This window comes from Kribbella sp. NPDC050820 (assembly GCF_040653975.1).
In the GTDB taxonomy this organism is placed as follows: domain Bacteria; phylum Actinomycetota; class Actinomycetes; order Propionibacteriales; family Kribbellaceae; genus Kribbella.
Window position 1 is genome coordinate 1 of sequence record NZ_JBFAHB010000077.1, and the last position, 25,563, is coordinate 25,563.

General features: G+C 64.6%; 25 protein-coding genes. 11 read left to right on the forward strand and 14 right to left on the reverse strand.

Translation table 11 applies throughout. The features are described from left to right. The 7 genes from AB0H36_RS39790 to AB0H36_RS39820 all read left to right on the forward strand — a co-directional run. The coding region (locus AB0H36_RS39790) for a citrate synthase 2 (protein WP_360535772.1) at positions 1 to 795 on the forward strand (795 nt) is incomplete at its 5' end. Between the two features lie 144 nt (positions 796 to 939). Next, entirely contained in the window at positions 940 to 2,019 is a 1,080-nt protein-coding gene (locus AB0H36_RS39795) for a Gfo/Idh/MocA family oxidoreductase (RefSeq protein WP_360535774.1), read from the forward strand. Between the two features lie 159 nt (positions 2,020 to 2,178). Then, on the forward strand, positions 2,179 to 3,162 hold the full coding sequence (locus tag AB0H36_RS39800) for a PmoA family protein (protein WP_360535776.1): 984 nt from the start codon (positions 2,179 to 2,181) through the stop codon (positions 3,160 to 3,162). A 155-nt stretch (positions 3,163 to 3,317) separates the two neighbouring features. Beyond that, a complete protein-coding gene (locus tag AB0H36_RS39805) occupies positions 3,318 to 4,340 on the forward strand; it encodes a hypothetical protein (RefSeq protein ID WP_360535778.1) in 1,023 nt (340 codons plus the stop codon). Positions 4,341 to 4,620: 280 nt separating this feature from the next. After that, entirely contained in the window at positions 4,621 to 4,749 is a 129-nt protein-coding gene (locus AB0H36_RS39810) for a hypothetical protein (RefSeq protein ID WP_360535780.1), read from the forward strand. Further along, positions 4,712 to 4,873 (forward strand): hypothetical protein, encoded by a 162-nt coding sequence (locus AB0H36_RS39815; RefSeq protein ID WP_360535782.1) that lies wholly within the window; start codon positions 4,712 to 4,714, stop codon positions 4,871 to 4,873. The genes AB0H36_RS39810 and AB0H36_RS39815 overlap by 38 nt, the downstream gene beginning before the upstream one ends. 156 nt (positions 4,874 to 5,029) lie before the next feature. Further along, on the forward strand, positions 5,030 to 5,296 hold the full coding sequence (locus AB0H36_RS39820; protein ID WP_360535784.1) for a hypothetical protein: 267 nt from the start codon (positions 5,030 to 5,032) through the stop codon (positions 5,294 to 5,296). 432 nt (positions 5,297 to 5,728) lie between these two features. Here AB0H36_RS39820 and AB0H36_RS39825 read toward each other — a convergent pair whose 3' ends face one another. The 4 genes from AB0H36_RS39825 to kduD form a co-directional block, all read right to left on the reverse strand. Then, positions 5,729 to 6,076: a helix-turn-helix transcriptional regulator gene (locus AB0H36_RS39825; RefSeq protein ID WP_360535786.1), complete on the reverse strand. Its 348-nt coding sequence runs from the start codon at positions 6,074 to 6,076 to the stop codon at positions 5,729 to 5,731. Continuing rightward, positions 6,069 to 6,269 (reverse strand): hypothetical protein, encoded by a 201-nt coding sequence (locus AB0H36_RS39830; RefSeq protein WP_360535788.1) that lies wholly within the window; start codon positions 6,267 to 6,269, stop codon positions 6,069 to 6,071. Before AB0H36_RS39830 ends, AB0H36_RS39825 begins: the two co-directional genes overlap by 8 nt. A 1,343-nt stretch (positions 6,270 to 7,612) precedes the next feature. Further along, positions 7,613 to 8,830 carry an alpha-hydroxy acid oxidase gene (locus AB0H36_RS39835; RefSeq protein WP_360535790.1) on the reverse strand — a complete coding sequence of 406 codons (1,218 nt, stop codon included), beginning with the start codon at positions 8,828 to 8,830 and terminating at the stop codon, positions 7,613 to 7,615. 354 nt (positions 8,831 to 9,184) lie between these two features. Further along, entirely contained in the window at positions 9,185 to 10,042 is an 858-nt protein-coding gene (gene kduD / locus AB0H36_RS39840; protein ID WP_360535792.1) for a 2-dehydro-3-deoxy-D-gluconate 5-dehydrogenase KduD, read from the reverse strand. 40 nt (positions 10,043 to 10,082) lie between these two features. On the opposite strand from kduD, the gene AB0H36_RS39845 reads away from it, so the two are divergent. From AB0H36_RS39845 to AB0H36_RS39860, 4 genes are all read left to right on the forward strand, one after another. Then, on the forward strand, positions 10,083 to 10,853 hold the full coding sequence (locus tag AB0H36_RS39845; RefSeq protein ID WP_360535794.1) for a FadR/GntR family transcriptional regulator: 771 nt from the start codon (positions 10,083 to 10,085) through the stop codon (positions 10,851 to 10,853). Positions 10,854 to 10,897: 44 nt separating this feature from the next. Then, the gene (locus AB0H36_RS39850) at positions 10,898 to 11,731 is read left to right on the forward strand and encodes a 5-deoxy-glucuronate isomerase (RefSeq protein WP_360535796.1); all 834 of its coding nucleotides are present in this window, start codon (positions 10,898 to 10,900) and stop codon (positions 11,729 to 11,731) included. A 28-nt stretch (positions 11,732 to 11,759) separates the two neighbouring features. After that, the gene (locus AB0H36_RS39855) at positions 11,760 to 12,491 is read left to right on the forward strand and encodes an RraA family protein (protein WP_360535798.1); all 732 of its coding nucleotides are present in this window, start codon (positions 11,760 to 11,762) and stop codon (positions 12,489 to 12,491) included. A 483-nt stretch (positions 12,492 to 12,974) separates the two neighbouring features. Continuing rightward, positions 12,975 to 13,835 carry a LysR family transcriptional regulator gene (locus tag AB0H36_RS39860; protein WP_360535800.1) on the forward strand — a complete coding sequence of 287 codons (861 nt, stop codon included), beginning with the start codon at positions 12,975 to 12,977 and terminating at the stop codon, positions 13,833 to 13,835. Here AB0H36_RS39860 and AB0H36_RS39865 read toward each other — a convergent pair. The 10 genes from AB0H36_RS39865 to AB0H36_RS39910 all read right to left on the reverse strand — a co-directional run bounded on the left by AB0H36_RS39865 (position 13,825) and on the right by AB0H36_RS39910 (position 25,301). Next, complete coding sequence (locus AB0H36_RS39865; protein WP_360535802.1) at positions 13,825 to 14,307, reverse strand: 2,4'-dihydroxyacetophenone dioxygenase family protein; 483 nt, start codon at positions 14,305 to 14,307, stop codon at positions 13,825 to 13,827. The genes AB0H36_RS39860 and AB0H36_RS39865 overlap by 11 nt on opposite strands. Positions 14,308 to 14,318: 11 nt before the next feature. Continuing rightward, positions 14,319 to 15,023: an SDR family oxidoreductase gene (locus AB0H36_RS39870; protein ID WP_360535804.1), complete on the reverse strand. Its 705-nt coding sequence runs from the start codon at positions 15,021 to 15,023 to the stop codon at positions 14,319 to 14,321. Between the two features lie 61 nt (positions 15,024 to 15,084). Further along, on the reverse strand, positions 15,085 to 15,480 hold the full coding sequence (locus tag AB0H36_RS39875) for a hypothetical protein (RefSeq protein WP_360535806.1): 396 nt from the start codon (positions 15,478 to 15,480) through the stop codon (positions 15,085 to 15,087). Between the two features lie 457 nt (positions 15,481 to 15,937). Next, positions 15,938 to 17,044 carry an alcohol dehydrogenase catalytic domain-containing protein gene (locus AB0H36_RS39880; RefSeq protein ID WP_360535808.1) on the reverse strand — a complete coding sequence of 369 codons (1,107 nt, stop codon included), beginning with the start codon at positions 17,042 to 17,044 and terminating at the stop codon, positions 15,938 to 15,940. Positions 17,045 to 17,325: 281 nt separating this feature from the next. After that, positions 17,326 to 18,519 (reverse strand): mandelate racemase/muconate lactonizing enzyme family protein, encoded by a 1,194-nt coding sequence (locus AB0H36_RS39885; protein WP_360535810.1) that lies wholly within the window; start codon positions 18,517 to 18,519, stop codon positions 17,326 to 17,328. A 106-nt stretch (positions 18,520 to 18,625) separates the two neighbouring features. Further along, a complete protein-coding gene (locus AB0H36_RS39890) occupies positions 18,626 to 20,779 on the reverse strand; it encodes a glycosyl hydrolase 115 family protein (protein ID WP_360535812.1) in 2,154 nt (717 codons plus the stop codon). A 54-nt stretch (positions 20,780 to 20,833) separates the two neighbouring features. Beyond that, a complete protein-coding gene (locus AB0H36_RS39895) occupies positions 20,834 to 21,910 on the reverse strand; it encodes a hypothetical protein (RefSeq protein ID WP_360535814.1) in 1,077 nt (358 codons plus the stop codon). A 207-nt stretch (positions 21,911 to 22,117) separates the two neighbouring features. Then, positions 22,118 to 22,933: a carbohydrate ABC transporter permease gene (locus tag AB0H36_RS39900; protein ID WP_360535816.1), complete on the reverse strand. Its 816-nt coding sequence runs from the start codon at positions 22,931 to 22,933 to the stop codon at positions 22,118 to 22,120. Then, positions 22,930 to 24,027: a sugar ABC transporter permease gene (locus AB0H36_RS39905; protein WP_360535818.1), complete on the reverse strand. Its 1,098-nt coding sequence runs from the start codon at positions 24,025 to 24,027 to the stop codon at positions 22,930 to 22,932. The genes AB0H36_RS39900 and AB0H36_RS39905 overlap by 4 nt, the downstream gene beginning before the upstream one ends. Next, positions 23,961 to 25,301 (reverse strand): extracellular solute-binding protein, encoded by a 1,341-nt coding sequence (locus AB0H36_RS39910; protein ID WP_360535820.1) that lies wholly within the window; start codon positions 25,299 to 25,301, stop codon positions 23,961 to 23,963. The genes AB0H36_RS39905 and AB0H36_RS39910 overlap by 67 nt, the downstream gene beginning before the upstream one ends. Positions 25,302 to 25,563 lie beyond the last annotated feature (262 nt).

The window sequence follows — 25,563 nt, forward strand, 5'->3', positions numbered from 1 at the left end:
GCCCAGGCGGCTCGTGGCATCGGGCAACCGATGGTGCCGCAACGCGAGGTGGACAAGGCGAAGACGATCACCGAGCGGTTCATGATCCGCTGGCGGGGCGAGCCTGATCCGAAGCACGTGAAGGCGGTTGACGCGTACTGGACCTCAGCCGCCGAGCACGGCATGAACGCTTCCACGTTCACCGCCCGTGTGATCGCATCGACCGGTGCGGACGTGGCAGCTGCGCTGTCCGGTGCGATCGGCGCGATGTCCGGGCCGTTGCACGGTGGGGCACCGGCGCGGGTGCTGACGATGATCGAGGGTGTGGAGCGCAGCGGCGACGCCCGCGCGTACGTGAAGGGTCTGCTGGACGCTGGTGAGCGCTTGATGGGCTTCGGGCACCGCGTGTACCGCGCGGAGGACCCGCGGGCTCGCGTGCTTCGTCGTACGGCGCGAGAGCTCGCGGCACCGCGCTACGAGGTCGCGGAGGCGTTGGAGCAGGCGGCGCTGACCGAGCTGCGTGAGCGGCGGCCGGACCGGGTGCTGGAGACCAATGTGGAGTTCTGGGCGGCGATCGTCCTGGACTTCGCGGAGGTGCCGCCGCCGCTGTTCACCTCCATGTTCACCTGCGCACGGACCGCCGGGTGGAGTGCGCACGTCCTCGAGCAGAAGCGCATCGGCCGGCTGATCCGCCCGTCCGCGATCTACTCCGGCCCGAGCACCCGCCCGGCCGACTCCATCGAGGGCTGGAACCCGCACAGAGGCACGATGACCCCCCGACGCGGGACTGCAATTGCTGCTGGTCGGATTCGGTGACGATGCCCCGTGTTAGCACAGATTGTACTTACAGTAATTCAATCAATTCCCTTTTTGGAATGATCGCAGCAACGCGAGGATAGCGGCACATCCCACTCTGGAAAGCGCTATCCATACAGTGATACGTGAGAAAGGTGCGTAGCAGTGGAACCAATCCGCGTCGCCATCATCGGTACCGGAAGCGTCGCCCGAAGCCATGTTCAGTCGTTGCAGTCACGGGGAGACGAAGTGGAGGTCGTGGGCGCCGTCGATATTGATGGCGACCGTCTCTCCGCATTCTGCGAGCAGCACGGCATCCCGAATGGTTACGACAACGTTGCGGATCTCCTCGAGAAGGAGCAGCCTCAGCTCGTGCACGTGTGCACCCCTCCCGGAGCCCACGCCGAGGCGGCGCTGAAGTGCCTGGGGGCCGGCGTCAATGTGATCGTCGAGAAGCCACCCACCCTGACGCTGGCCGAGTTCGATACCCTCGTCGAGGCCGAGAAGGAGAGCAACGCCTGGCTCGCCACCCTCTTCCAGCACCGCTTCGGCTCCGGCGCGCTGCGGCTGCAGAAGCTGATGGCCGACGGCGTGCTCGGACGGCCTCTCGTGGCGATCTGCAACACCGTGTGGTTCCGTGACCAGGCCTACCTCGACGTGGAGTGGCGCGGCCGGTGGGACACCGAGGGCGGCGGCCCCACCATGGGCCACGGCATCCACCAGATCGACCTGCTCTCGGCCATCATGGGACAGTGGACCGAGGTGTCGGCCATCGCCCGCCGGCAGGCACGCACGACGGACACCGAGGACGTCACCATGGGCACCGTGGCCTTCGCCAACGGCGCCATCGCCAGCGTGGTCAATAGCATCCTCAGCCCGCGCGAGGAGAGCTACCTGCGCTTCGACTTCGAGTACGCCACCGTCGAGGTCTCCCACGTGTACGGCTACGGCGACGAGAACTGGACGATCACCCCGGCCAAGGGATACGAGGACAAAGTCATCCCCGCCTGGGAGGCCGGCCCGCACGGCACCCGCAGCGCCCACGTCGCCCAGTGCATCGAAGTCCTCAAGGCCGTCCGCGAAGGCACTCCGCCGCCCGTGACCTCCAGCGAGAGCCGGCGCACCCTGGAACTGGTCGCCGCCACCTACGCGTCGGCCTTCCAGCGCCGCCCGATCCGCCCCGAGGACCTCGGTCCGGACTCGCCGTTCTACCAGCGCATGGAAGGCGACGGTCCGCGCTGGTGACGCTGGCTGCGTTCCGTTCCGCTATGTCTACCAGCCGCACGACCGCCTGTGGCACAAGTGGCTGTTCTGGGGCCTCACCAACCTGGCTCGGAGAGCCTTCTTCGGTGGCCACACCTGTGTGCGCGACCGTCGCGCACCACGCCTGTAAGGAGATCAACGATGGCAAACCCCTTGGACCGCGGAGCGGGTGCCGGCGGCGCCGAGCCTGTGGCAGAAGGGCTGGGACTGCTGCATGAGGATGGCCGCTCGGTCCGGGCGACCTGGAACGGCAACGAGCTCTTCCGGTACGTCTACACGCCGTGGGAGCCGCAGCTCGAGTCGCCCAGGCCCTACTTCCACCCGCTGCGCACGCTCGGCGGCGACTTGGTCAGCGTCTACCGCCCTCACGACCACGTTTGGCACAAGGGCATCTCGTTCGCCCTGTCCAACGTGGGCACGGAGAACTTCTGGGGTGGAGTGACCTGCGTCCGGGACGAGAAGGAGGGCTACAAGTACAAGCAGCTCGACAACAACGGCGCCATGCGGCACCAGGGCCTTGACTTGCTCGCGCTGCGTGACGGCGTGCTGCGGTTCGACGAGGAGCTGCTCTGGATCACCCAGGGCGGCGAGAAGTACATCACCGAGAAGCGGCGCATCGGCGTCACGGCGTTCCCCGAGCTGGGAGCCTGGCAATTGACATTCGAGAGCACCATGGACAACGTCAGCGACGACATCATCGCCTTCGGCAGCCCGGGCACCAACGGGCGGGACAACGCCGGGTACAGCGGCCTGTTCTGGCGTGGCCCCCGGTCCTTCTCCCACGGCCAGATCGTCACGCCCGAGGGCACCGGTGGCGACGAGCTAATGGGCACCAGGGGCCCCTGGATGGGCTTCGTCGGCCGCCACGACGGCCAGGGCACGGCCTCCACGCTCGTCTTCCGGGACAACGCCGACAACTTCTGCCACCCCACCGAGTGGTTCGCCCGGACCGGCATTTACGCAGTGGTGTGCCCGGCCCCGTTCTTCAGCGAGGAGTACCCGCTCGCCTCTGACACGTCGTTCACACTGCGCTACGACGTCTCGATCGCAGATGGTCCGCTGGACCAGGAAGGCTGCGAGACGCTGGTCGACAAGGCCGCCTGCGTGGACCTGCTCGCAGACTGACCGGAGACCTTGGAGGCCTGAGCGTGCCGGCCGGTCGTGGACTTCCATGACCGACTGTGCTACCGAGCGGCAGGCCCACCATGTGCCGGCGCGTCCTGCGCTTCCGCTCGGAGCCGTTGACTGCGCTCGACATTCGTCTTTTAAGGAGCATCTGTATGACGCATTCGCAGATCGGTGAAGGCGATTTCGTCTTCGACTTTGACGACAGATGGTTCGAGGGCGACCACCACAGTGGTCAAACCGACGGGTGGGCACACCATGGCATCGTGGTCACGGCCGCAGGCGAAGTCGTCACCTTCGACGAGAAACTGCCGCGAGTCCAGGTGCTTAGTCGCAATGGCAGCCTGCTGCGCACCTTCGACGTCGACCTGACCGAAGGCCATGGAATGCTCTTAGTACGCGACGGGGACGAAGAGCTTCTCTGGATCTGCGACAACGGCTCGAAGCTGCGACGCCGAGACGACGGAAGCTATCAGCCCGACACCAAGCCGCTGCGGGGAAACGTCGCCAAGTTCAGGCTCGACGGCAGTGAGGTGTTTCGGCTGAAGAAGCCCGCGCTGCCGATGTATGACGACGCCGACTACTGCCCCACCCAAGTCGCCGTGGACCAGGAGCAGTTCGGCGGCAGCGGGCACATCTGGGTAGCCGACTGCTACGGCCAGGAGGTGGTGCACCGATTCGACAAGACCGGCACCCACCTGATGACGATCGACGGCACCACGGGGGCCGGCCGATTCAACCACCCACACGCCGTCCATATCGACAGGCGGCCTGGAACGCCCGAACTGCTCGTCGCTGACAGACGCAACAAGCGGATCCAGGTCTTCGATCTGGAGGGCCGGTTTCTGCGCTGCTTCGGTGAGGATTTCCTGGTTAGCCCGAGTGGCTTCGCAGGCTACGGAGACAACCTGTTGGTGACCGAACTGGACTCGCGCATCACAATACTTGGACCCGACAACGCGCCGAAGGCCGTCCTTGGTATTAGTGAACCGGCGATGCGGAACCGCCCGGGTTGGCCCAACGAAGCCAAGCGCGGAAAGACGTGCCGGCCACAGTTACGCGCCGGAACCTTCAACACACCGCACGGAGTCGCGGCAGATGCGGATGGCAGCATCTACGTGACCGAATGGCTCATCGGTGGCCGTCTGGTCAAGCTGACCCCGCAGAATTCAAAGTGATGGCTGTTCATGTGGACGGTCCACGTGTATGAGTCGGAGCCGCTGCGCACCAATCCGCGCGGTCGCGCAATCGCTGAGCTTCACCCGGGGCGTCACGTTCGGTCGGCATGGGATGTGTCGCCAGCTCGATACCTACGACGGCATCAGCGCCCATGACTGACTCATTTCCACTCCGCCTCATCGCCGCGGCTGGGTTTCGGGGTTGTACCGCGGCGGACCGGCGTACCGCCCTGAGAATGACGCGAGCCGGCACCGGAACGCGCCGAAGAGAGGCAAGACTGTGAACGAGCGACGTATCGGCATCGTGATGAACGGAGTCACCGGCCGGATGGGCCTGCGCCAGCACCTCGAGCGCTCCATCGTGGCGATCCGTGGGCAGGGTGGCATCCCGGCCGCCGACGGACCATGATCATCCCCGAGCCGACTTCGTTGAGGGCGCCAAGGGTGTGCAGCTCGCCGAGCTCGGCCTGCAGTCGTGGCGCGAGGGCCGCAAGCTCGAGGTGCCGCCGCTCGACCTCGAGGGCAAGCTGTGACGCTTTCACTGCGGTTGCCCGGCCCGGACGGCCTGAGCACCTACCAGCTGGCCGGCGAACCGGTTGCTCAGGGCACCTATGAGCCGGCGCGCAGCCGACTGGCCTTCGCAAGGTGATCGCGACCGTCACCTGCTGCTTGGCCCGCAGAAAGGCACCGTGAGTGGTGGGGTTCGGCGAGTCACGAAGGCGGCGTTGATGGTGCCAGGTGATGTAGCGGCGGATGGCATCGCGGTGCGCCGGGTCCGCCGCACGCTCGATCGCCTCGATCGACCAGCTCTCGAACCGGCTGAGCAGCTCGTCGCGCGGCGGCAACGCGCCGTACTCGACAAGCAGGCCACGGATGTAGGTCTTCGATTGCTGCCGGCCTGGGACCTGGTCGAGCAGTTCGTGCGTGAGCTCGTCGGCCGCGCAGAGTCTCTTTGACGTAGACCTGTTCGATCCAGGTGATGCCTCTGTTCGGCCGTCCCATCGCCTTGAGCGCGCTGGCCAACGGCACCAGCTGGTCGGAGATCGTGCCCGTCTCGGGATTGGCCAGCAGCTCGTCGACGAGATCGCCGAGCGAGCAGCGCCAGCATTTTCCTGTCGTCCTGAGCTCGGCTTCGGCACCGCAGCCTCGGCAGTCGAGGTTGAGGTGCTGCAGCCCTGAGCAGGTTCGGCAGGCCGGTGCACCGCCGACCTTGCCGGGTAGGACGCCAGCGTGTCCGCAGCGACAGGTCCCCGTGGTCCGCTTGGCCTTCTGGTAGCAGTAGGCGCAGATCTTCCCATCGGGCCAGTTCGCCACGAGCTCGTGGTGTTCGCCGCACCGAGCGCAGGGGGTCGGCCAGCGGTCCGGGTTGCTCGGGGTGCGGGGTCTAGTCATCGTCGCTCGGCACGATCCGGACGCGGCGGGCGATCGGGTCGCCGGGCCGGACGCCGAGGTCTTCGCTGCGCCGCGGGGCGTCGGCGGTGGCCGCAGCTCGCATCTCTACGAAGGGCTCGAACAGGTCGCCCGGGGGCGCAGTCGAGGATGTCGCACAGAGCGGCGAAGGTGCGCGCGGGGATGCGCTCGGGGGCGCCGGTGACGAGCCGGTAGACCTGGCTCTCGGACAGGTTGATGCCGCGGGACTTGAGCAGGGCGTGCAGTTCGGTGCTCTTCCAGAGGTTGCGGTGGGCCATCAGGTGACGCAGGTGCCACTTGAAGCCGATCCGGCGCTGTTCAGTCATGGGCGGGTCCTTCGAGTTGTCCGAGCCGGCGGGCGATCATCTGCCGGACACTGCGCTGTTTGAAGTCGGCCGAGACCGACGTGTAGAGGCCGGTAGTCGAGGCGTAGGCGTGACCGACCTGGGTCCGGATGAACGCGGGGTCGTAGCCGGCCTCGATCAGATGCGGCTCTCCGGACGCCCGCGAAGGAGTCACCGAGGCTGCCGAGATGAACCCGGTGGGATCGCTCGCTGGGCCAGAGCGCGCTCGAGCGCTCGGCGGTCTGGAACCGGCCACGTCCCTCGGGACTGACCCAATACTCCAGGAGTGGAACGGCCCAGGCGAACTCGGGCACCGTCAGCACCGTACGACGCCGGGGCCCGGATGCGGTCGTGCCCTTGGCCCAGCGCACCGTCGTCGCGCCGAACGGCCCGTAGTCGGGCAAGTGCGGGTTCGGGCCGAAGTCGTTGAGGTCGAGCATCGTCAGCTCGCGGCGGCGCAGCCCGTAGGCGTAGCAGGTCTTGAAAGCGATCGAGTCCCGCATCGCCGGCAACCACCGCTTCGACCCGGCGTACTCGCGGTCACGAAGTCGTCGATGAAGTCGAACAAGTCTGCAGCTCGGCTTGCGTGAACGACCGCCGTGCTGGTGGTACGGCGTCGTCGGTTGTGTGGCGTGGGGTGTTCCAGTCGAAGCAGATCTGGGTCGGTACGTTGCCGAAGGTCCGCTCGCACAACTCACCCCACCCGTACCCGGGGTGGGTTAGGTAGGCGCAGAACATCGATACCGCATTGCTGTAGGAGCGCAGCGTGGTCAGCCCGATCGGCCGGGCTGCGGGACCGCAGCTCGGCGAGGAAGTCTTCGATGTCGACCGGCCGCCACGTCCACGGATAGTCCCCGGTGAAAACCTGGAACCGTCCGACGACTCCGGTACGGGCCTTGATCGTGTCGAACCGCCAAGCTGCGGGCAAGCATCTGGCTGCGCCAGCCGTCGAGCATCGCCTCGAACACCCGGTCTTCGGCCCGGAACAAGCTGACATCCGGATCCCGTAAAACCCGCGGGACGAAGCCTGGAACACCGTCCACCAGCCACTCCTCAGCGTGGAAACCTGCAATAAACGCAGGAAACCCATGCCGACCAGCGCACTCGCGGGCTGGAGCGACACACCAACCGGCCGCCGAACTCGACCACAACCCGACTCTGATGACCTGCACAGATGCCGGAATCGCTCAGGAGTGGGAGTCCTTGCATTAGCTGCAACTCCCGTGGATTGCGCGCCGATAGCAGTTCTTATGTCAGGTCCAACCTGACCAAACGCTATTTACGGGTCTCGGCTGAGCCATGTTTTCGCAGGTCACACCGAAGACGGGTGGAAGAAGCTTCGCCGTGACTTGGCTTCGGGCGCGCGCCCGAAGTGCACCTCGGTGATCCCGACAGCCTCGGAGCTGACGCGCGACAACTGACGAACAAAGGCAACGCTCGATGAGGCGAGAGTAGTGGCCGTGTGTGGGCGCCAGGGCAACGGCACGCGGACGGCACCACCACAACATGTTGACGCTCTCAACACGACCCCGCTTGAGGGGGGAGCATGACGTGTTGGGGTTCGAGATCGGTGATGGCGCGGACGCCGAGGAGTTGCATTTGGCGTTGGGTTTCGGCGGTGAGGATGTCGATGGCACGTTCGACGCCGGACTGTCCGGCCGCCATGAGGCCGTAGAGAGGTGCGCGGCCGAGCAGGGTCAGGTTGGCGCCGAGTGCGTGCGCTGCGACGATGTCGGCACCGGTCGTGATGCCGGAGTCCAGCCACAGTTCGACCCGGTCGCCGACTAGGTCGCGGGCCTGGGGCAGCAGGCGTAGCGGGACGGGGCTGAGGTCGAGTTGGCGGCCGCCGTGGGTGGACAGCACCAGGGCGTCGGCGCCGGCTGCGGTGAGGCATTCGACGTCTTCGAGGGACATGACGCCTTTGACTACCAGGGGTCCGTCCCACAGGCCGCGCAGCCAGGCGAGGTCGTCGAGGCTCATTGTCGTGTCGAACAGGGTGTTGCCGATTTCGGCCAGTGGCCGGTTCCACGACTGGAGGCTGGCAAAGGTCAGCGGCTCGGTGGTCAAGAAGTTTATCCACCAGCGCGGGTAGCGGGCTGCGTTCAGCACGGTGCGAACAGTGAGTGCCGGTGGCATCGCGAACCCATTGCGTACGTCGCGGCGGCGCATCCCGACCACCGCTGAGTCGATGGTCAGGATCAACGCCTCGAACCCGGCTGCCTTGGCCCGCTGCACCAGGTCTTTGCTGCGTGCCCGGTCCTTCCACACGTAGAGCTGGAACCACCGACGAGCATCTGGCGCCGCGGCGGCCACATCCTCCGGTGTCGTGGTGCCGAGGGTCGACAAGGCGTACGGGATACTACGGGTGGCGGCGACCCGGGCCATCGCGCGTTCGCCCTCGTGGTGCATCATCCGGGTGAACCCGGTCGGCGCGAACGCGAACGGCAACGACGACCGCTGGCCCAATACCCGCACCGATAGGTCGGGCTGGGACACGTCGCGCAGACCGCGCGGGCGGAACTCCAGGTTCTCGAACACAGCCCGGGTACGAGCTAACCCCCGCTCTCTGTCCGCCGCGCCGTCGACGTAGTCGAACACCGACCGCGGCACCCGCCGCCGCGCCATCGCCCGTAGATCCCCGACCGTCACCGCCCGATCCAGTTGGCGCGCTGTCGGGGACCACACCACCGGCTCGAACCGCAGCAGATGCCGCAGAGTTCGCCACCGCGGAAACATCCGGCGGGTGTGTCGGCTGGCGGACTCGTTGGCCGGCTGTGCTGGGCGGTCGATAAAGCGAGGGCCCTCGGCTGCGTCTGCAGGGACCGGCGAGGATGTGCGATGCCTAGCCATTGGTAGTCAGGGGCGCGGTGCCGTGCGGGCCCGTTCCCCGTCCCCCTTTCAATCCGTGCGTGCGGTTTCCCGCACACGCCCTGTCGATGATCCTCTTCGCGTGATGACGCTGTCTGCGAGCACTGGAAGGTGTCTCGAGCAGATGCGGGCCATGCCTTGAATAGGTCCTCGTTCCACTGCTGGAGCACCTACGGCCCGAAGTATGGGCTGCCGAAATCCCGCCTTCACCCGACGCCGCGTTCACCGTGCTAGCCACCCTCCGTCGACCGGGATGATTGCGCCATGGATGTAGTCCGACGCCGCGGAGGCAAGGAATACCGCGGCGCCGGCGAGGTCGTCGGGATGGCCCCATCGGGCGGCTGGGATGCGGTTAAGGATCTGTGGCGAGCGGTCAGGGTCGGCTTGGAGCGCCTCGGTTGCGGGGGTCTGGATGTAGCCGGGTGCGATGGCGTTGACGTTGATCCGCGAAGGTGCCCACTCGTTGGCCAGCACGCGAGTCAGGCCAGCAAGTCCGCTCTTGCTTGCGGTGTACGCGGCCACGTTGATGCCGCCTTGGAACGAGAGCATCGAGGCGATGTTGATGACCTTGCCGCGGGCACCGTTGCCGTCCGTGTCGGGTCGTCTCATGAGGTGTCGGCCGACTGCCTGGGTCAGTAGGAACGCCGCTGTCAGGTTGGTGTGGAGGACCTTGTCCCAATCCTGCTTGGTGACGTCGAGCGCGGGCGATCTGGTGATCGTGCCGGCATTGTTGACGAGCACATCAATGCGTCCGGCCGCTCGAAGCGCTGTTTCGACAATCGATGCGCACTCGTCCGCACCCACTGTTTCCAGATCCACGGGGACGGGATAAAACCTGCGTCCCGTCTCCTCGACGGCTGTCTGTGTCGTGGCAACTCGTCCGCGGTGCAGGCCCACAATGTCAGCGCCAGCCTGGGCGAGGGCGACCGCGATGGCTGCCCCCAGGCCACTGGTCGGGCCGGTGATGGCAGCCACTTTGCCGTCGAGCCTGAACTGATCGAGGACCACGTCGGCATCACCCTCAACGTCGGAGACGGTTGCCTGTGCGGTGACGCTAAACGTCGCCAGGTCACCTGTCAACCTGTTTGACAGGTTCTCGGTTCCAACTCAAACTGGTTACATGTCGTCGTCCACCGGTAGCTCGCAGGGTGTGTCCGCGGCGTTCGAGAAGATCCAGGTTCAGACCCGCAGCGAGAAGGTCGCTGCAGAGCTGGCGCGGTACATCGAGGCGGCCGACCTGAGACCCGGTGACCAGTTGCCGGGAGAGACCACGCTCGCGGCCGAGTTCGGCGTCAGCCGATCGGTGGTGCGAGAGGCGATCCGTGACCTCGCCGGCAAGGGAGTCGTCCAAGTCTCCAATGGGCGCCGCGCCATCATCCGTCCTGTTGAGATCGGCCCGCTGCAGGACTTCTTTGACCGCGCCACGCTGATGGGCAGTGACGACACCGTCCTCGAGTTGATGGAGGTGCGACGCGGACTCGAGAACGTGAGCGCCACCCTCGCCGCGACCCGGCGAAGCAGTAGCGATGTAGCCAGGCTCAAAGAGCTGGCTCGCGCGATGGCCGCCAACATCGACAACGAAGACCGCTACGTCGACCTGGACGTGGAGTTCCATGTGCAGATCACCAAGGCAGCGGGCAACGTCATGCTCGGGCTGCTCGTCGAGTCAGTCCGGGAAGCCGTGCGAGGAGCTGTCCAGCGAGGGATGCGCCCGCGCCGCGAGCATTCCGAGCGAGAGCACGTCCAGCGACTCCACGAGAAGGTCTTACGCGCCATCATCGATGGCGACGCCGAGGCAGCCAGGCAAGCAATGAACCGCCACTTCGATGTGGCCATCGCAACCATCAATGCTGACCAAGCCAGCCTGGATACAGACGTCGACGCCCAGTGAGAGCCATCGACCGAGCTCATGCAGTTTGAAAGGAGCCCAACACCGTGACCACTGCCTACTTCGAGGCTGTCTCCACGTCACCGGGTATGAACGATCTCAAGGGAAATACGTGCAGTCTGCTGAACTTCGCCCTCGTCATCCTCGAGACGGGTCAGTCGCACCGATTCCTTACCGCAGATCGCGAGTACGCGATTGTCGTACTCACCGGAACAGTGGACATCGCCGTAGGCGACGGAGACTTCAAGGCAGTCGGTGGTCGAACTAACGTTCTTGCCGGGAAGCCGTCGATGGTCTATGCGCCGGCGCAGACCGAGGTGACTGTCACTGCGACACAAGCCGCCGAAGTCTCCCTCTGTTCGGCGCCCAGTACGACCACAACAATCGAGCCTTATCTTGTGGGACCGGATGAGGCTACGTCGGGCACGTGGGGCACGTTCAACACGACACGGGACTACAACTTCCTCATCGACGACCAGCCCGCCAGTGAGCGGCTTTATGTCGCTGAGGTGACCGTCGAGAGCGGCAACTGGGCAACATACCTGCCACATCGCCATGAGATCGATGACCCCGGCACCGGCGAGGCTTTCCAGGAAGAAATGTACTTCTACCGCGTAGCCCCATCCAGCGGCTTCGGCTTTGCCGGACTCTATGGAGACCGAGTCGGCGGAGACAACGCGTTCATTGTCCGCCACAACACCATTCACAAAATGCCCGCCGGTTATCACACCGTCGTCGCGGCTCCCGGCTACCGCACTTGGTACCTGGCTCTGTTTGCCGGCGGTAACAAGAGCAGAGGCCCTCTGACTGATCCAGAGCACGCCTGGTACCACCACGTTGAAACTGCTCTACGAACCCTGCAGCGATCACATCACGACTGATCACTCCGGCCCGCCGAGGAGCACCCACATGCCAGATTCACTACACAGCACTCCCGCGATCTCACCAGACAATCACCGCGACCGGGCCGACGAAGAAACGTTCGCCATGATCCGGCGTGAACTTTTCACCGCCGTCATCGGTGACGTCATGGACGCGGCAGGACTGACCAGTCAGTTCCTCTCACCGCAACTGCGGCCTCTGCGGCCAGACATGATCGTTGTCGGTCGCGCAATGCCGGTTCTCGAGGCCGACTGCGGCGACCCGCACGTCGCCCACGAAGGCGCCCAGAAGCCGTTTGGGCTAATGATGGAGGCACTCGACGATCTCAAACCCGGTGAGATCTACATATGTTCGGGCGCCTCACCGAGATACGCACTCTGGGGCGCACTCATGTCTGCGCGTGCCATCCGCCTCGGCGCTGCAGGAGCGGTGGTCGACGGCTACTCGAGAGACACTCGCGAAGTCGCCAAGCTTCCCCACTTTCCCACGTTCTCCTGGGGCTCCTACGGACAAGACCAGGGCGTCCGCGGCCGTGTCATCGACTACCGCTGCACCATCCGATTCTCCAACGGGACCGTCGTCCGGCCAGGAGACCTCATCGTCGGCGACATCGACGGCGTGCTCGCCGTACCCTCCGAACACGCGGCCGGCATCTTGGCCGCTGCCGCTGCCAAGGTACGAGGCGAGAACAAGGTCCAGGCCGCGATCGAGGCCGGGATGTCGGCCAAACACGCCTACGACACCTTCGGAATCATGTGACCACTTGCCACTCGGGACCACCTGGACCGAAGCGAGACGTCCCCGCCCAACCGATCCGCCGACCGTGCGACGCCGTACCACGTTCGGGTCGCTGCGCGACTCGTGGAACTCCAGCGCGGCGCTGCCTCACTGACGGCGAGCTGACTGGCTGCGCATCACCGTCGCCCGGCTCGCCCGGTGCCTATCCCGCATTGGCCACGTCATCTCCGACCACGCGCCAACCCGCCCAGCAACTGTCGCAGCGGTGGCCATGATGCCGCCCCCGGACGGGTCAACCGTGACGCCTGCCACGTTGAAGCCTCGACCGCCTCGTAAGCCAAGGCGTGCTCCCCGAAGGCTTCAGCACTACCCACGACCAACCAGCTCGCCACAACCGGGCCTGTCCCCCACCGATCACCACCACCTGGGTCCGCTTCACACTGAGCCCATTCCGCACCCGCGAGCTGGGGCGGCATGGATCTGACAGCGGCATACGGCTACCGAATGGACTGGATCGTAAGCTTCGTCGCGGTCGCCCGCCACGGCGGCTTCTCCGCGGCCGGCAAGGCGGTCTTCCGCGGCCAGTCGCGGATCAGCGAACACGTCGCCGAGCTGGAGCGTGCCCTCGGTGTACGACTCTTTGACCGCACAGCCCATCCGGCCCGGCTCACGCCTGAAGGACGGGCGCTCGTGCCGTACGCCGAGATGATCCTCACCCGGCTGAACGACCTGTCGTCCGGCGGCGCAGAGGTCCGGTTCGGCACATACCCGAGCGCGGCCGCCTGGCTCTTCCCCCAGGTCGTACAGCGGTTGCCCGCCAAGATCCGGTTGATGCTGGTCGAGGGACCGAGCATCGACCTGGAGAGCGCGCTGCTCCGCGGCGACATCGACCTGGCGATTCGCCCGGTCCATCCGCTGGTCGCCGCCGAATCCCTGGAACACGAGATCCTGTGGCGCGAACCGCTCGTCGCAGTCTTCACCGAATCACACCCTCTCGCGGCAAGAGATTCCATCGGCATCGAGCAGTTGGCCGAGCTGCCACTCATCTCGATCGGCGACAGCTCAGGCCCGCGCCAGTTCGAGTCGCACCTCGCATTCGCTTCGGCCGGCCTGACCCCAGCGTCCGCGTTCCGCACCAACCAGCCACAGACCCTGCTCTCGCTGGTTCGGCACGGCCTCGGTGTTGGCGTCACCAACGAACTCGCGGTCACCACGGCGAATCTGACCGGCGTACGGCGCGTCCCCATCGACGACGCGGGCGTCGAGCGGCAAGTCGCACTCTTCTGTCGTGCGGAGCAGCCCCGATCACCAGCACTCAACCGCGTCATCGAGGTGGTCCGCTCGATACCTCCGCCTACCGGATGAACTGGTCGACGTAGTCCGCGCCCAGGCCGTTCGCGCCGTAGTGGTCGCGGCAGAGCTGGATCTTTGTCAAGGTGTCCTCGTAGCCGGTCTGGTTGCCCTGGTCGTCGACGTAGATTATCGCCCCGGAGATGTTGAAGAACGTGATCATCTCGGTGCAGTCCTCCGGCACCCGCAGCGTGTGGATCTCGCCCGGCGGCTCGTACACGAACGACCCGGTCTCGGCGACCCAGTCGTGCTCGTCGTACTGCCACTTGCCCTTGATCACGTAGCCGAACACCGCGCCGGGGTGCCGGTGCCGGGACACGATGCCGGACCGGGTCACCTTGAGCAGGTTGCACCACTGCCCGGTGATCGTGTTCAGCATCAGCGGCCGGAACCACACGTCCGGCGCCTGCGGCACCCACAGCCGCTCGTCGTCCGGGACTGCCTGGACGGCGATCTCCGCGGGCACTCCTGCTGAAACCGGGATCATTCGGATGCTCCTTACATGCTGTGGTAGCCGCCGTCCACGGGCAGGACGGCGCCGGTGATGAAGCCCGCGTCGGGGCCGGTCAGGAAGGCGATTGCGCCGGCTACCTCTTCCGGCGTGCCCCAGCGGGCCATCGGCGTACGGGAGATGATCCGGGCGGCGGCGTCCGGATCGGCTTGCAGGGCGGCGGTCAGGTCGGTGGCGATCCAGCCGGGAGCGACCGCGTTCACCCGGATGCCCTCGGGCGCCCAGGCGACCGCGAGCGACTTGGTGAGCTGCACGATCCCGCCCTTCGAAGCGCTATACGCCGGGACCAGCGGCCCGCCGAAGTAGCTCAGCATCGACGCGACGTTGACGATGCAGCCCCGGCTCGCGGCGAGCAGGTCGTGCGCGGCCTCGGCCGCGCGCATCGCACCGGTCAGGTTGATCTCGACGACCTCGCGGAACACCTCGGGCCGGTGCTCGTCGCCGCGCCGGATGATGCCTGCCGCGTTGACCAGTACATCGAGCCGGTCGCAGGACGTGATTAGGTCTTCGAGGGCATGTGGCTCGCGGAAGTCGATCTCGTGGAGCTGCGCGACTCGCCGGAGTTCGGCCGGGGCGGCCGACGTGTTCAGCCCGGCCGCGATCACGGTCGTGCCCTCAATCACGAGCCGGAGCGCGGTGGCCATGCCGATGCCGCTCGTACCTCCGATAACGAGCGCGCTGCGGGACGTCATGCTCGGATCCTGCTCTCGGGCGGCGGCCTCGGGCAATGAAGATACGGATGGCGAATAGGGGTCATCCGCCATCCGGCCGCTGTCGATGTGGCGGTGGCTGCGCCGTCGGGCATTGCAGCCGACCATCGCCCATGAACAGCGGAATCATGACAGCCACGCCGAGGACGATCAGCCCCTGGCTTTCAGCGTCTTGTCGGCGATCGGCACCGATTGCGGGCCCCCCGGGCAGTACGTCGTACTGAGAACCAGCCGAGGCCGCGATCGGCTCGAGGACGGCAGGCACGAGTCCGCCGGCACACTCCATGTCCTCAACCGATGCGGCAGCGATCGTGCTCGGCCGGGCGCTCGACGGTCTCGGCGTCCGGCGGCCGACCTCGGCGAGCGGGGCATCCAGATCGACGTGCTGGCCAACGACGCGGCCCAGCTCGCGGGGTGCCATCTCGTCCAGCGTGTGCATCGACGAGGTCGCGCGACTCATCCGTCAGGATCCCGGGCGTGGCTGGACCGTCGCACAGATGGCTAACCACTCGGTGCTGTCGCGGGCACAGTTCACCCCGCAGGTTCGTCTCACCCCGCAGGTTCGTCGCCTGGCTCGGCAGGCCACCTGTGCAGTACCTGATCCAGGCCAGGATCGACCGCGCTCACCAGTTGCTGACAGAGACAGGCCTGTCGTGACCCAAACGTCGCCGCACTCGGCTACACCGACGTTGCCTACTTCAGCCGCCTGTAAAAGCAACTCGCCGGCGTCTCACCCGGCACGACCTCCGCTGAACCCAGCGGAACCCTCGAGTCCGACGCTCGATCCGGTCCACGCATCTGTACCACAACCCAGCGCGACGAATTCCGGTACAGATCGAAGTCCCTCTGCGGATAGGCATCCTTCGGTGGAGAGGTCGCGGCGGGCCGGGGCATCGTCAACCCGCCGCGCAGTCGATTAGCACCTTGAGGACCCGTTGCTCGCGGCTGGCCAGCAGCTCGAACGCCTCCGGCGCCTCGTCGAGGCGACGAACGTGTGTAATCAAAGCCCCGACTTTGACTGCGCCGGATTCGAGGAGGCTGACCGCTGTGATGACGTCGTCATCCCACATGTGAGCAGTGGAACCCTTGACGAGCTTCTCGCCGAGTACGAGTCCGGTGAGGTCGATTGCGGATTCCTGGGAGACGACGCCAAGGATGACCACCGTGCCTCCCGACCGCGCGATTCGAACAGACTCCGCGGCTGTACCGGGAGCGCCGGCGCACTCGATTACAGCATCGGCGCCGCGCTCCGGCAGTAGGGCTGCGATCAGCGCACGGCGGCTCACCTCATCGTCAGCCCACTCGGCCCGCAAGCCAAGCGCAGTCGCGACGTCCCGCCGCCAGCCGGCCGGTTCCAGAATGACCACGGGCGTCGCCCCGGCGTGTCGGAGAACCTGCGCGACAAGAAGGCCCACTGTCCCGCCGCCGACGACTACGACGCTTCGTCCGAGCACGCCGCCCGCCTGTCCGACTGCTCTTACCGCGACGGCCGTGGGCTCCGCCATGGCCGCGTGGCGGATGTCGAGAGTGGGAGGAACGGGGATGAGTCGGCGTGCCCGAGCTGCGACGTATTGAGCCAATCCACCATCGACATGCTGTCCTGTTATGTCCAGATCGGGACAGAGCCCTTCTTCGTGGCGCTTACACCAATAGCAATCGCCACAGCCGGTCACCACATCAACCACCACATCTGTGCCTGTCGACGGACCTGAGCCGTCCCCAGCTGGGCGCACGACACGGCCGACGATCTCATGGCCCAAGGTGATCGGTCCACGGATGACGACCGGTCCGTGCTCGTACTCCTCCAAGTCGCTGCCACACACTCCGGTGAAGCGCACGCCGACAAGTGCCTCGTCCGGCGCCAGAGCGGGGACCGGGATCTGTTCGAGCCTGATGTCGCGTTGTCCATGCCAGCGTGCCGCTGTCATCTCCGCGAGTTGTGCCTCACGCATGTCACGTGTCGGCGAACGGCCCGCCGATACCACCTCAGGTCGGCTGGCCATCAGCGGCTCCCCGTTTGCTTGAGTTCCCGACAGCAGGTGAGGGGTCGACTCTGTGTCTTTCTCCAACGTGACTCTCCTATTTGTCGACAACGATCCCCATATGCTTTGTCCAAGACCTGTGGATGCGAGGGCTTGGGCACGGGGTGGGTGGAGTGCGGCATCCGATGGCGCTACTGCGCCGCGAGTCGTAGTCGGTGCTGGAGAGCGGCGTGCTTGGTCGAACGTTGCTCGTGAAGTGTCCGACGAGGACGCCGAGCCCGGAGGGCGCGTGCGTTGGTTGGTCATAGCGTGGTTTCGCGGCGCGTCACTCCAGGACGGTCGGCGAGATCGGGGACGAGGTCGATGCCGAGGCCGGGAGCGCGGGTGGGTGCGATGTGGCCGTCCGTGATCTGTGGCAGGCCTTCGACGAGTGCGCCGTACCAGGTGTTCAGGAATGCCCGCACTGTTTCTTGGACGAGCCCGTTGGGTTGGCTGGCCACAAGGTGGACGCAGGCCGCGAACGAGACCGGCCCGGTACAGTCGTGGGGCGCGATCGGCACGCCGAACGTGTCCGCCAAGCTGGCCACCTTCCGAGCCTCGGTGAGACCGCCCGCCCATTGAGGGTCGACTGTGACGACGTCGAGCGCGCCACTTTGCAGCAGTGGGAGGAATCCGCGACGGCCTCCGGCGGTCTCTCCGACGGCGATCGGTACGTCGACCGCAGCGGCCAGGCGCGCCAGTGCATCGGCTCCGTCGGCGCGGATCGGATCCTCCACCCAGAACGGCTGGTAAGGCGTCAGCGCGGCGCAGATCTTCTCGGCGGCCGGCCGGTACCACAGGCCGTGCAGCTCGATCATGATCCGGATCTGCAGCCCCACCGCATCGCGGATGGCGGCGACGACGGCGATCGCTTCGTCGAGGCTCTGCTGACTGATGTCGGTGCCGCCGGTCGCTTCGGCCGCGAGGTCAAACGGCCAGATCTTCATCGCGTTGATGCCATCGGCAAGGAGTTCCTCGGCGAGCTCTGCAGGCCTGTGCAGGAAGGCGTCCAGGTCCTCGAACCTTCCGTCGGCGGCGATCCCCCAGTTTGCCGACTCCTGCCGTGACGTCGTGCTCACGTAACCCGGCCCGGCGCAGGTGTTGTACACCGGTATCCGATCGCGGACCGCGCCGCCGAGCAGATCGACGACGGGCAGGCCAGCCCGTTTCCCGGTCAGGTCCCAGATCGCCAGGTCGACAGCACCCTTCGCGCGAGTCTCCACGCCGCCGCCTTGATAGCCCACGTACGGTGTCAGCACCCGCGCGGTCCATTCGGGCGTCGGATCGCTGACGCCGAGCAGCACCTCGGCGATCGTCTCGTGCAGATAGCTCTCGACTGGCGCCGGCGCGTAAAAGGCGTCGCCGAGGCCGACCAGGCCTTCATCGGTGTGCAGACGCAGGAGGACCAGGTTCGGCTGAATGTCGGTCCGGAGTGTTTCGATCGCGGTGATCTTCATGGTTTTGGTCCTCGTCTTGCCTGGGTGCCGCTCCTGTGGCGACGAAGGCTTCCGCGATGGCCAAGCGGATGCCGGTACCGCCGCCGGTGACTTTAGCGTTTTGCCATCAAGCATTGCTGTTTGCATCAGTCACTAGCGAGTGTCCCGATTGGCTGCTTTTCGCTCCATAGAGCAGCGGGAAATTCTGGTGGAAGCGTTCCTGGTACTGATACATTCTGCTAAAACTTTGAGATCTAGGGACGTTGCGGCTTGGCGGTGCGGGCTCGCCGCGCAAAGCGGCCAGAGACAGACGAATTTGGTCGCGACTGAACTCGAGTCCGTTGTGGCCCTCCCCGATATACCAGACCGCCCACTTGCCCTGCTGTGCCAGGGGTAGCGAGCCAAACACAGCGTCGATCGCCGCCAGCGCCCGTTCGAGATGGTGGATCGGATCGCCATGGTCTCCACGGCCGACGCTCTGGAGCGCGTGGCAATAATGTTCAAGCATTTCGTTCGAATGTAAATTGATGCCGATCGCGGCCAATACATGGGCTTGGTAGAAGTCCCGGCGGTCGGGTGGGATGCTCCCGGCCAGCGCCTCGGCTCTGTGGAGCAACGGCGCAAAATAGCGGCTGTTCGTTTGCGCGAACTGCAGGTGTTTGGCGGCGTTCTCCAACACCGCGCTCGACAGTGGCTGGCCGCGTTGCATGAGCGGCAGCGCCTCAGTGCACAGATCTTGGAGGTGAGCATGGGGCGCGTTGTCGCCCCGCGGCACGGCACCGGAGACCTCAGTCTTCGTTGCTTGATCGGAGGCCGATGGAGCACTAATCGGCTCCCAATACGGCATCTTTGGCTGTCGACCCGGGATGGCAAAATACTCCTGGTAGAGGTCTGCGACCGCGGAGGAGACTTCCGCGCCAAATTGGCGGCGAGTCCACTCCAACAGAAAGGCGCGCTGATTGTCCTGATCGGACCGGGAGAGATAGGGGCGCGCGTCCCAGGCCATCCTCATGGCGCATTCGGTGCTGAGCGGGGCCGGCCGTACTTCACCGACGTTGAGGAGGAAGTACTCCGTCGCGCCGGCACGTATGCAACGTCCCATCTCATGGTAGATCCGTTCGGGCGGAGCAAATTCGCTCAGTCCGTTGGCAAAGTTCCACTTCATGGTGTGATACAACATGCCGGTGCCGGCCCGGACTTGGCCAGCATCGCGCATGAAACCGGCGCCGTCGTCGGTCCAGACCACGGTGACGCCTGTTGGGAGCTGGATGAAACCGTCAAGATAGAGTTTCACCCGCTCCTTCCACAAATTGAAGACGATGGGCGCGTCGGGTTGGACCTTGCGAATCATCTCTACCTGCTTGGCAATGGCTCGCGTGAACAACTGGCCGCGGGCCTCGGGCGTGTCCACGCCGGGTTCGTCGCTCCAGGACGGTCGAAACGATCGATATATGCCGTTGTAGCAGACGCTCCAGACCACTTCCTTGTCTTTGAACTCATCGATGCACTCCTGCCAATACCGTTCTATGATCTCCGGGTGCTTGGAGTAGGAGTACGGCACGTCCTCAGGCCAACGAAGCATGTTCATGCCCACGGGCCAATACATGCCAATCGCTAGGCCCCGGCGGGCGACGAATTCATAGCAGCGCTCGTCCGGGAACGGCCACGTGGCCGGCACGAGCACGTTGCCGCGGAGGCGCAGCAGGGTTTCGCAGATCCGATCCAGCAGTTCGAGCGAAAACACGTTCTCGCGCAGCGGGTCTGGGCTGAATCCGCTGAGCAGATCCTCGTCGTTGATGTACCAGCCGCGATATTTGCAGGTCGGGGAAGCGGCATGCTGGCGGAACTCCGCTGGTACCGCGATGTTCTCGCGCCGAGCCGGCTCCTTGTCTGCCCAATACCACCACGGGTCAACGCCGAGGAGCTGCTCGCTGAACGCGTAGACGGCGTAGAGTGCGCCGCGCAAATCGGCGGCGCTGGCCACGATCGCTTGAGCGCTGCCGCCGCTCGACCGGACCTCGAGGGTGAAACTCTCACGACCCATCGCCGGCAAGGACGCCCGATCCGCCGATTTCTGAGTTAGGAGCCTGAAGTCAACTGCCAAACCGTTCCACGAGGCTGGAAGTTCGTTAACGATCACGGGCGTGTGGCCGAACACCTTGTACCAATCCCGCTGCACATCTTCGAGCGCGCGTCGAAGCGGCTCCGGTTCCTTGCCAGAGACCATCCACGGCGTATCCGCCGTCAGGATCAATCCACACTCCGAAATTTCCTTCAGCAAAGCAGTCCACCTTTCAAGATCTAGTTTGTAATGAACCTTGACTCGCCAGGCAAGTTAAGGTTTTTCCAGACCGGCCAGAGCCTTGATCTTTTCTTCGAGCTTTGCCACCTCGAGAACTAACTCATCAATATACTGAGCACTTACTGACGCGCCTTTTTTTCCGAGGAAAAAGAAGTGTCCACCGGGACTATAGCGAGTAAGCCGCTGTGGAATTGATGTCACGAGATCTCGCAGTTCATCCCAGGCGATCTCTGACAATTCCATAAGATTGCGCCCTGCAAATCGTCCCAGAACGATTGAATAAATGGTGTAAAATGCCCATGATACGCCATCAGTCAACGCATGTCTGGAATCTAATGGATATGCTGGCGCGATTGCAGCACATATTGGGAATTGGGAGTAGTCGAATGGACGAACGTCATTGATAGCAAGTTCAGTCGAAACAAACCGGGCCCCGTTTTGGAACCGGTCTGCTTCGCCACGCAACTGAATGGGGTTATTGCAACGGTAAAAAGCCCTATAGTCTTCCAGTGAGATGACGGGGTGTCCTTCTGTGCGGTTTATCTCTTCAATATTCTTTTCCCAGACTGCGGGGCGCCATGTGCCTTCAAAATCCCATAGGCCTTCCGGAGTCAGTGGTTCTACACCGGTCTGACGCTGCAAAATTCCTGGCATTGGAATTGAAGCCGCCAGCGAAATAAAGCACATCGATTCCAACTTCAATTCGCGGGCTGCTTGGGCGAACGTACTGACGAGCCTCCCAGACATACTCCACCCCACAAGTATGATCCTTGGGGATAGCTCCTTCTCATCAATGAATGCGGCAACTACGGAGGCCAAGCTCTTTCCCCAGTCCGAAACCGACATTTCAGGATATGGTCGCTCGAAAATGGGATGATCAGAAGGATAGGAAATTGCTAGCAAGCCATAGCCGAGTGATTCGAGCCAGTAATCGAGAAAATCTTCCCTATTTGCACCATCATGTCCATAGACAACTCGGGCGAGATGCCCCCCGCCGGGAGAAAAGATCACCAATGGTTTGTCCTTCGAGCCGGCTCGGTAATAGGTGAGATACGGAAAGCCCGCTCTTTCGCATAAACTTTCTCCGGCAAACAGTTTCGGCTGTCTCATTTTATATCCTCCTAATCGCAGTGCGGCCATAGCGGTCACTGAGGCTTGGTCGTAGCGGCAACGAGCCTTCCCCACGGGGGGTCGGTCTGCCATCGTTCATGCGCACGTCCGGCAGGTTGCGCAGAAGCGGATTCGGTGGGCGGACCCGAACGGGTGAACCTCAGCGGCAACCTCGGCGTGTGTCGTCCGTGGTGCTGACATAGCCGATCACTTGCCAACTCCTAGCGCCAGACCATTGGACAGTCGGCGCGCGATGAGCACGAACAGCACGATGGTCGGGATCGATCCGATCACCGCGAGTGCCATCATGTTGTTGTACAGATTGCCGTAAATGGTCTGTTGCTGGGTAAGCAGTACTGTCAGCGGGTAGAGGTTGTTCTTGTTCAGGAATGAGACTGAGTAGAGCAGGTCGCCCCAGGCTCCGATAAAGACCAGCACTGACACGACCGACACGCCGTTTCGCGCCAGTGGCAGACAGACAGACAGGAAGGTCCGCCACTCGCCGGCACCATCGAGTTGGGCCGCCTCGTCTACCTCCTGAGGCACGCTCAAGAAGAACGGGCGCATCAGCAGAACGGCGAACGGCAAGGTGTGGGCCGCGATCGCGACGGACACCCCGAATGTGGTCCCGAGGATGCCGAGTGCGCCGAGTATCGCAAACAGCGGAATGACCGAGGTCGCCGCAGGTGTCATCTGCAGCAGGATCAGCACGGCAAGCATCAAACCGATCCACCGAAACCGGAGCCGGGCAAGAACGTAGGCCAGTGGTGTGCCGAGCGCCATGCAGACGAGCGTCGCACCGCCGGCGATCCGCAGCGAGTTCAGCGTCGCGGTTGCTAGATCGGCATTGATGACGGTGCGGAACGCATCCAGCGAGTACCGGAAGATCACCGCGGTCGGGTGGTTGGTGATGTCATCGTTGGTCTTCAACGCTCCGAGGAGCACCAGCAGCAGCGGCGCCGCATACAGGAGGAACACGATGGCGAGCGGGGATCGTCTGAGGGCGGCAGAGTGGTACTTCATGACCGCTCCTCGGTGCGGACGGTACGGATGTAGAGGGCTGCGATGAGTGCGACGAACATCATTGCGATCACCGACATCGCGGCGGCCTGTCCGAAGTTGAAGAAGGTGAACGCGGTGAGGTAGCCCAGGAATGGAATGGTTGAGCTGCTCGTCCCTGGACCGCCCTGGGTCATGACGTAGATGTAGTCGAAGGCCTTGAACGCGGCGACGATGTTGAGCACGGTCATGATGAGAAGTGTGGGGCGCAGGAGCGGCAAGATGACGTGCCAGAGGACCCGCATCCGGCCGGCGCCGTCCATGGAGGCGGCTTCCTGAAGGTCGACGGGCACGTCGAGGATTGCCGATTTCAGCACCATCGTGGTGAATGGGACGCTTGCCCACACGGTGGCGACGCCGACGCAGATCAGCGCCGTCCCAGGCTGTGCGAGGAACGCGACCGGGTGATCGGCCAGATGCAGGAGCTGGAACAGTCTGCTGATCGCGCTGTCGCTGGCGAGCAGGAACTTCCATAGGCTCCCGATCACTACCGGTGGCAGGATCGAGACGAGGATCATCGTGGCTTGCGTTATGTGATTCGCGTGGCTGGCCGCGCGCAGGAGCATCGCGGTCGCGAAGGAGATGGTCATTGTGAACGCGACGACGCCGGCGACGAAGATGAACGTCTGATTGACGGCTGACCGGAACTGCTGATCGTTCAAGATCTCCTGGAAGTTGCGCAATCCGACGGCTGGCCAGTAGCCGAGGATGTTGGTGATCTTGACGTCGCTGAGGCTGAGCCGGAGGAGGACGTAGAGCGGATAGAGCGCGAAGGTGGCCAGGAACGCGATGGCTGGTGCCGCGAAGGCGATGTTCGCTGCGAGGCGTCGGTGCTTGCACGACAGCGTCCTTCGCTGCCGTTGCTCGTTCGGCCTCGGCGCAGCCTCGAGTTCGACGTGTGAGGTCGCTTGGCCGTCTTCCGCGCGACCTGGTTCGGCCTGGAGAAGCGTGATGTCTCTCTTCACTGGAGCCTCCCTTCCCGGGTGGCGGTCTAGAGCTTGCTGCACTGCGCGATGATCTGCTCTGCGCCGGCCAACGGAGTGGCCTGACCACTGCATACGGCGCTGAAAACATTGCTGACGACGACGAGATACTCGCTGATCAAGGGGCTGCCGGGTCGCGCGCCCAGGTTGGCTACAACCTCGACGAAGGCCTTTAGATTGGGATCCTTGGCCTCAGGCAGTCCCGAGATACCGTCCTTACGCGCCGGGAGCCTTCCCTTGGCGCGGAAGATCGTCTGCTCGGTGCTCTTGGTAAGGAGCCCTTGCTCGAAGAAGCGCCAGGCGAGCGCAGGGTTGCTCGCCTGGGAACCGATGGAGAACCCACCGCCGCCGCCGATGCTATGACTACCGGCAGAGCCGGCCGGGATGGGAGCCGCGCCCCAATCAAAGGAGAGCGCCTTGGCCTCGGTCAGCTTCCAGTTGCCGTTCTGCCCGAAGGCAAAGTTGCCGCCTGCGAACTTGCTCCAGGCATCCGCCCGACTCCACGTGACGGCATCCTGCGGGATGTACCCGGCCGTGATCCAGTCGCGGAATCGTTGGAGCAAGGCAGTGAGTTTGTCCTTGTCCCAGGACCCATAGTTGAGCCCTTCGCCGAGACACCAGGGGAAGAAGTCGAACTCCGAGCGCCCTTTGTCAGCGGACATCGCGAATCCCTGATAGCCAGCCGCCTTGATCTTCTCGAGTTGTGCTGTGAACTCGTCCACGGTCCCAGGCGGTGCGCTCAAGCCGGCTTTGGCGAGGATGGTCTTGTTGTAGAACAGTGCGGTCGTGGTGATGTAGCCCTGCACAGAAATGACCTGCTCGTTGTACTTCCACACGACGGAGTCGGGGAACTGGCCCTTGTCCGGGAACGCGTCCCAGTAGGGATTCAGGCCGGCGAGCAGCCCCGCCTGGGCCAGGTTGGCACCGTCGGACGCGTTGTACCAGAAGCCATCCGGCTTTTGCCCAGTGGCGGAGGCGCCGAGGGCCTTCTGGACGAAACTGTCGGGGGGCACATAGGTGTACTCGATCTTGACGTTCGGGTACTCGGCCTTCAGCGCCGCGATGGTCCGTGGGATCCATCCGCTGGTGTCCGCGGGCTCGTATCCCCAGATGTTCAGTGTTGCGGCGGTGTCCTTGGGTGGCAGTGCGGGCGCATCACCCGACGTTGTGCCGACTGTGCTGCTCGAAGACGCGGACCCCGGATTGCCTCCCACGCAGGCCGTCAGACCAAGCAGGGCAGTCGCACCGATGAACGAGCGGCGGCTGTACCTTGCCGCACCGACGGACCAGCGCTGGCCCTGCTCGGATCGACCGGGCGCCGACGTTGCGTCGTCGCTGTATGGACTCATGGCGGCTCCGCGGACGCGCTCGTCAGCCGCCCAGAGTGTGGTGCGAGGCAGTGTGGAGGGGTTGTGCGGTGGGGTTGTCTCGGTCATGGGTCATGTTCCTGTCTTGGGGATCCAAACCTGCGTTGTCTCGACCTGGCAGACGGTTCGCCGCCGGGCTGCTTCAGCCAGCGCCGCAGCAGCATGCCTCCCGTCCTTCGCGACGCCGAGCCGGGCACGATCAGGCCAACGGGCTACCCTCCGGGGCCTAGGTGAAGTCCATCTA

What these genes read in the sequence shown, in the direction of transcription:
- AB0H36_RS39825 (WP_360535786.1), bottom strand. Translation starts at nt 6,076, where the DNA reads ATGACTGAACAGCGCCGGATCGGCTTCAAGTGGCACCTGCGTCACCTG.
- AB0H36_RS39835 (WP_360535790.1), bottom strand. Translation starts at nt 8,830, where the DNA reads ATGTTTCCGCGGTGGCGAACTCTGCGGCATCTGCTGCGGTTCGAGCCG.
- AB0H36_RS39800 (WP_360535776.1), top strand. Translation starts at nt 2,179, where the DNA reads ATGGCAAACCCCTTGGACCGCGGAGCGGGTGCCGGCGGCGCCGAGCCT.
- AB0H36_RS39905 (WP_360535818.1), bottom strand. Translation starts at nt 24,027, where the DNA reads ATGCAGTGGTCAGGCCACTCCGTTGGCCGGCGCAGAGCAGATCATCGC.
- AB0H36_RS39865 (WP_360535802.1), bottom strand. Translation starts at nt 14,307, where the DNA reads ATGATCCCGGTTTCAGCAGGAGTGCCCGCGGAGATCGCCGTCCAGGCA.
- AB0H36_RS39880 (WP_360535808.1), bottom strand. Translation starts at nt 17,044, where the DNA reads ATGGCCAGCCGACCTGAGGTGGTATCGGCGGGCCGTTCGCCGACACGT.
- AB0H36_RS39910 (WP_360535820.1), bottom strand. Translation starts at nt 25,301, where the DNA reads ATGAGTCCATACAGCGACGACGCAACGTCGGCGCCCGGTCGATCCGAG.
- AB0H36_RS39870 (WP_360535804.1), bottom strand. Translation starts at nt 15,023, where the DNA reads ATGACGTCCCGCAGCGCGCTCGTTATCGGAGGTACGAGCGGCATCGGC.
- AB0H36_RS39805 (WP_360535778.1), top strand. Translation starts at nt 3,318, where the DNA reads ATGACGCATTCGCAGATCGGTGAAGGCGATTTCGTCTTCGACTTTGAC.
- AB0H36_RS39855 (WP_360535798.1), top strand. Translation starts at nt 11,760, where the DNA reads ATGCCAGATTCACTACACAGCACTCCCGCGATCTCACCAGACAATCAC.
- AB0H36_RS39845 (WP_360535794.1), top strand. Translation starts at nt 10,083, where the DNA reads ATGTCGTCGTCCACCGGTAGCTCGCAGGGTGTGTCCGCGGCGTTCGAG.
- AB0H36_RS39900 (WP_360535816.1), bottom strand. Translation starts at nt 22,933, where the DNA reads ATGAAGTACCACTCTGCCGCCCTCAGACGATCCCCGCTCGCCATCGTG.
- AB0H36_RS39895 (WP_360535814.1), bottom strand. Translation starts at nt 21,910, where the DNA reads ATGAGACAGCCGAAACTGTTTGCCGGAGAAAGTTTATGCGAAAGAGCG.
- AB0H36_RS39885 (WP_360535810.1), bottom strand. Translation starts at nt 18,519, where the DNA reads ATGAAGATCACCGCGATCGAAACACTCCGGACCGACATTCAGCCGAAC.
- AB0H36_RS39860 (WP_360535800.1), top strand. Translation starts at nt 12,975, where the DNA reads ATGGACTGGATCGTAAGCTTCGTCGCGGTCGCCCGCCACGGCGGCTTC.
- AB0H36_RS39875 (WP_360535806.1), bottom strand. Translation starts at nt 15,480, where the DNA reads ATGCACACGCTGGACGAGATGGCACCCCGCGAGCTGGGCCGCGTCGTT.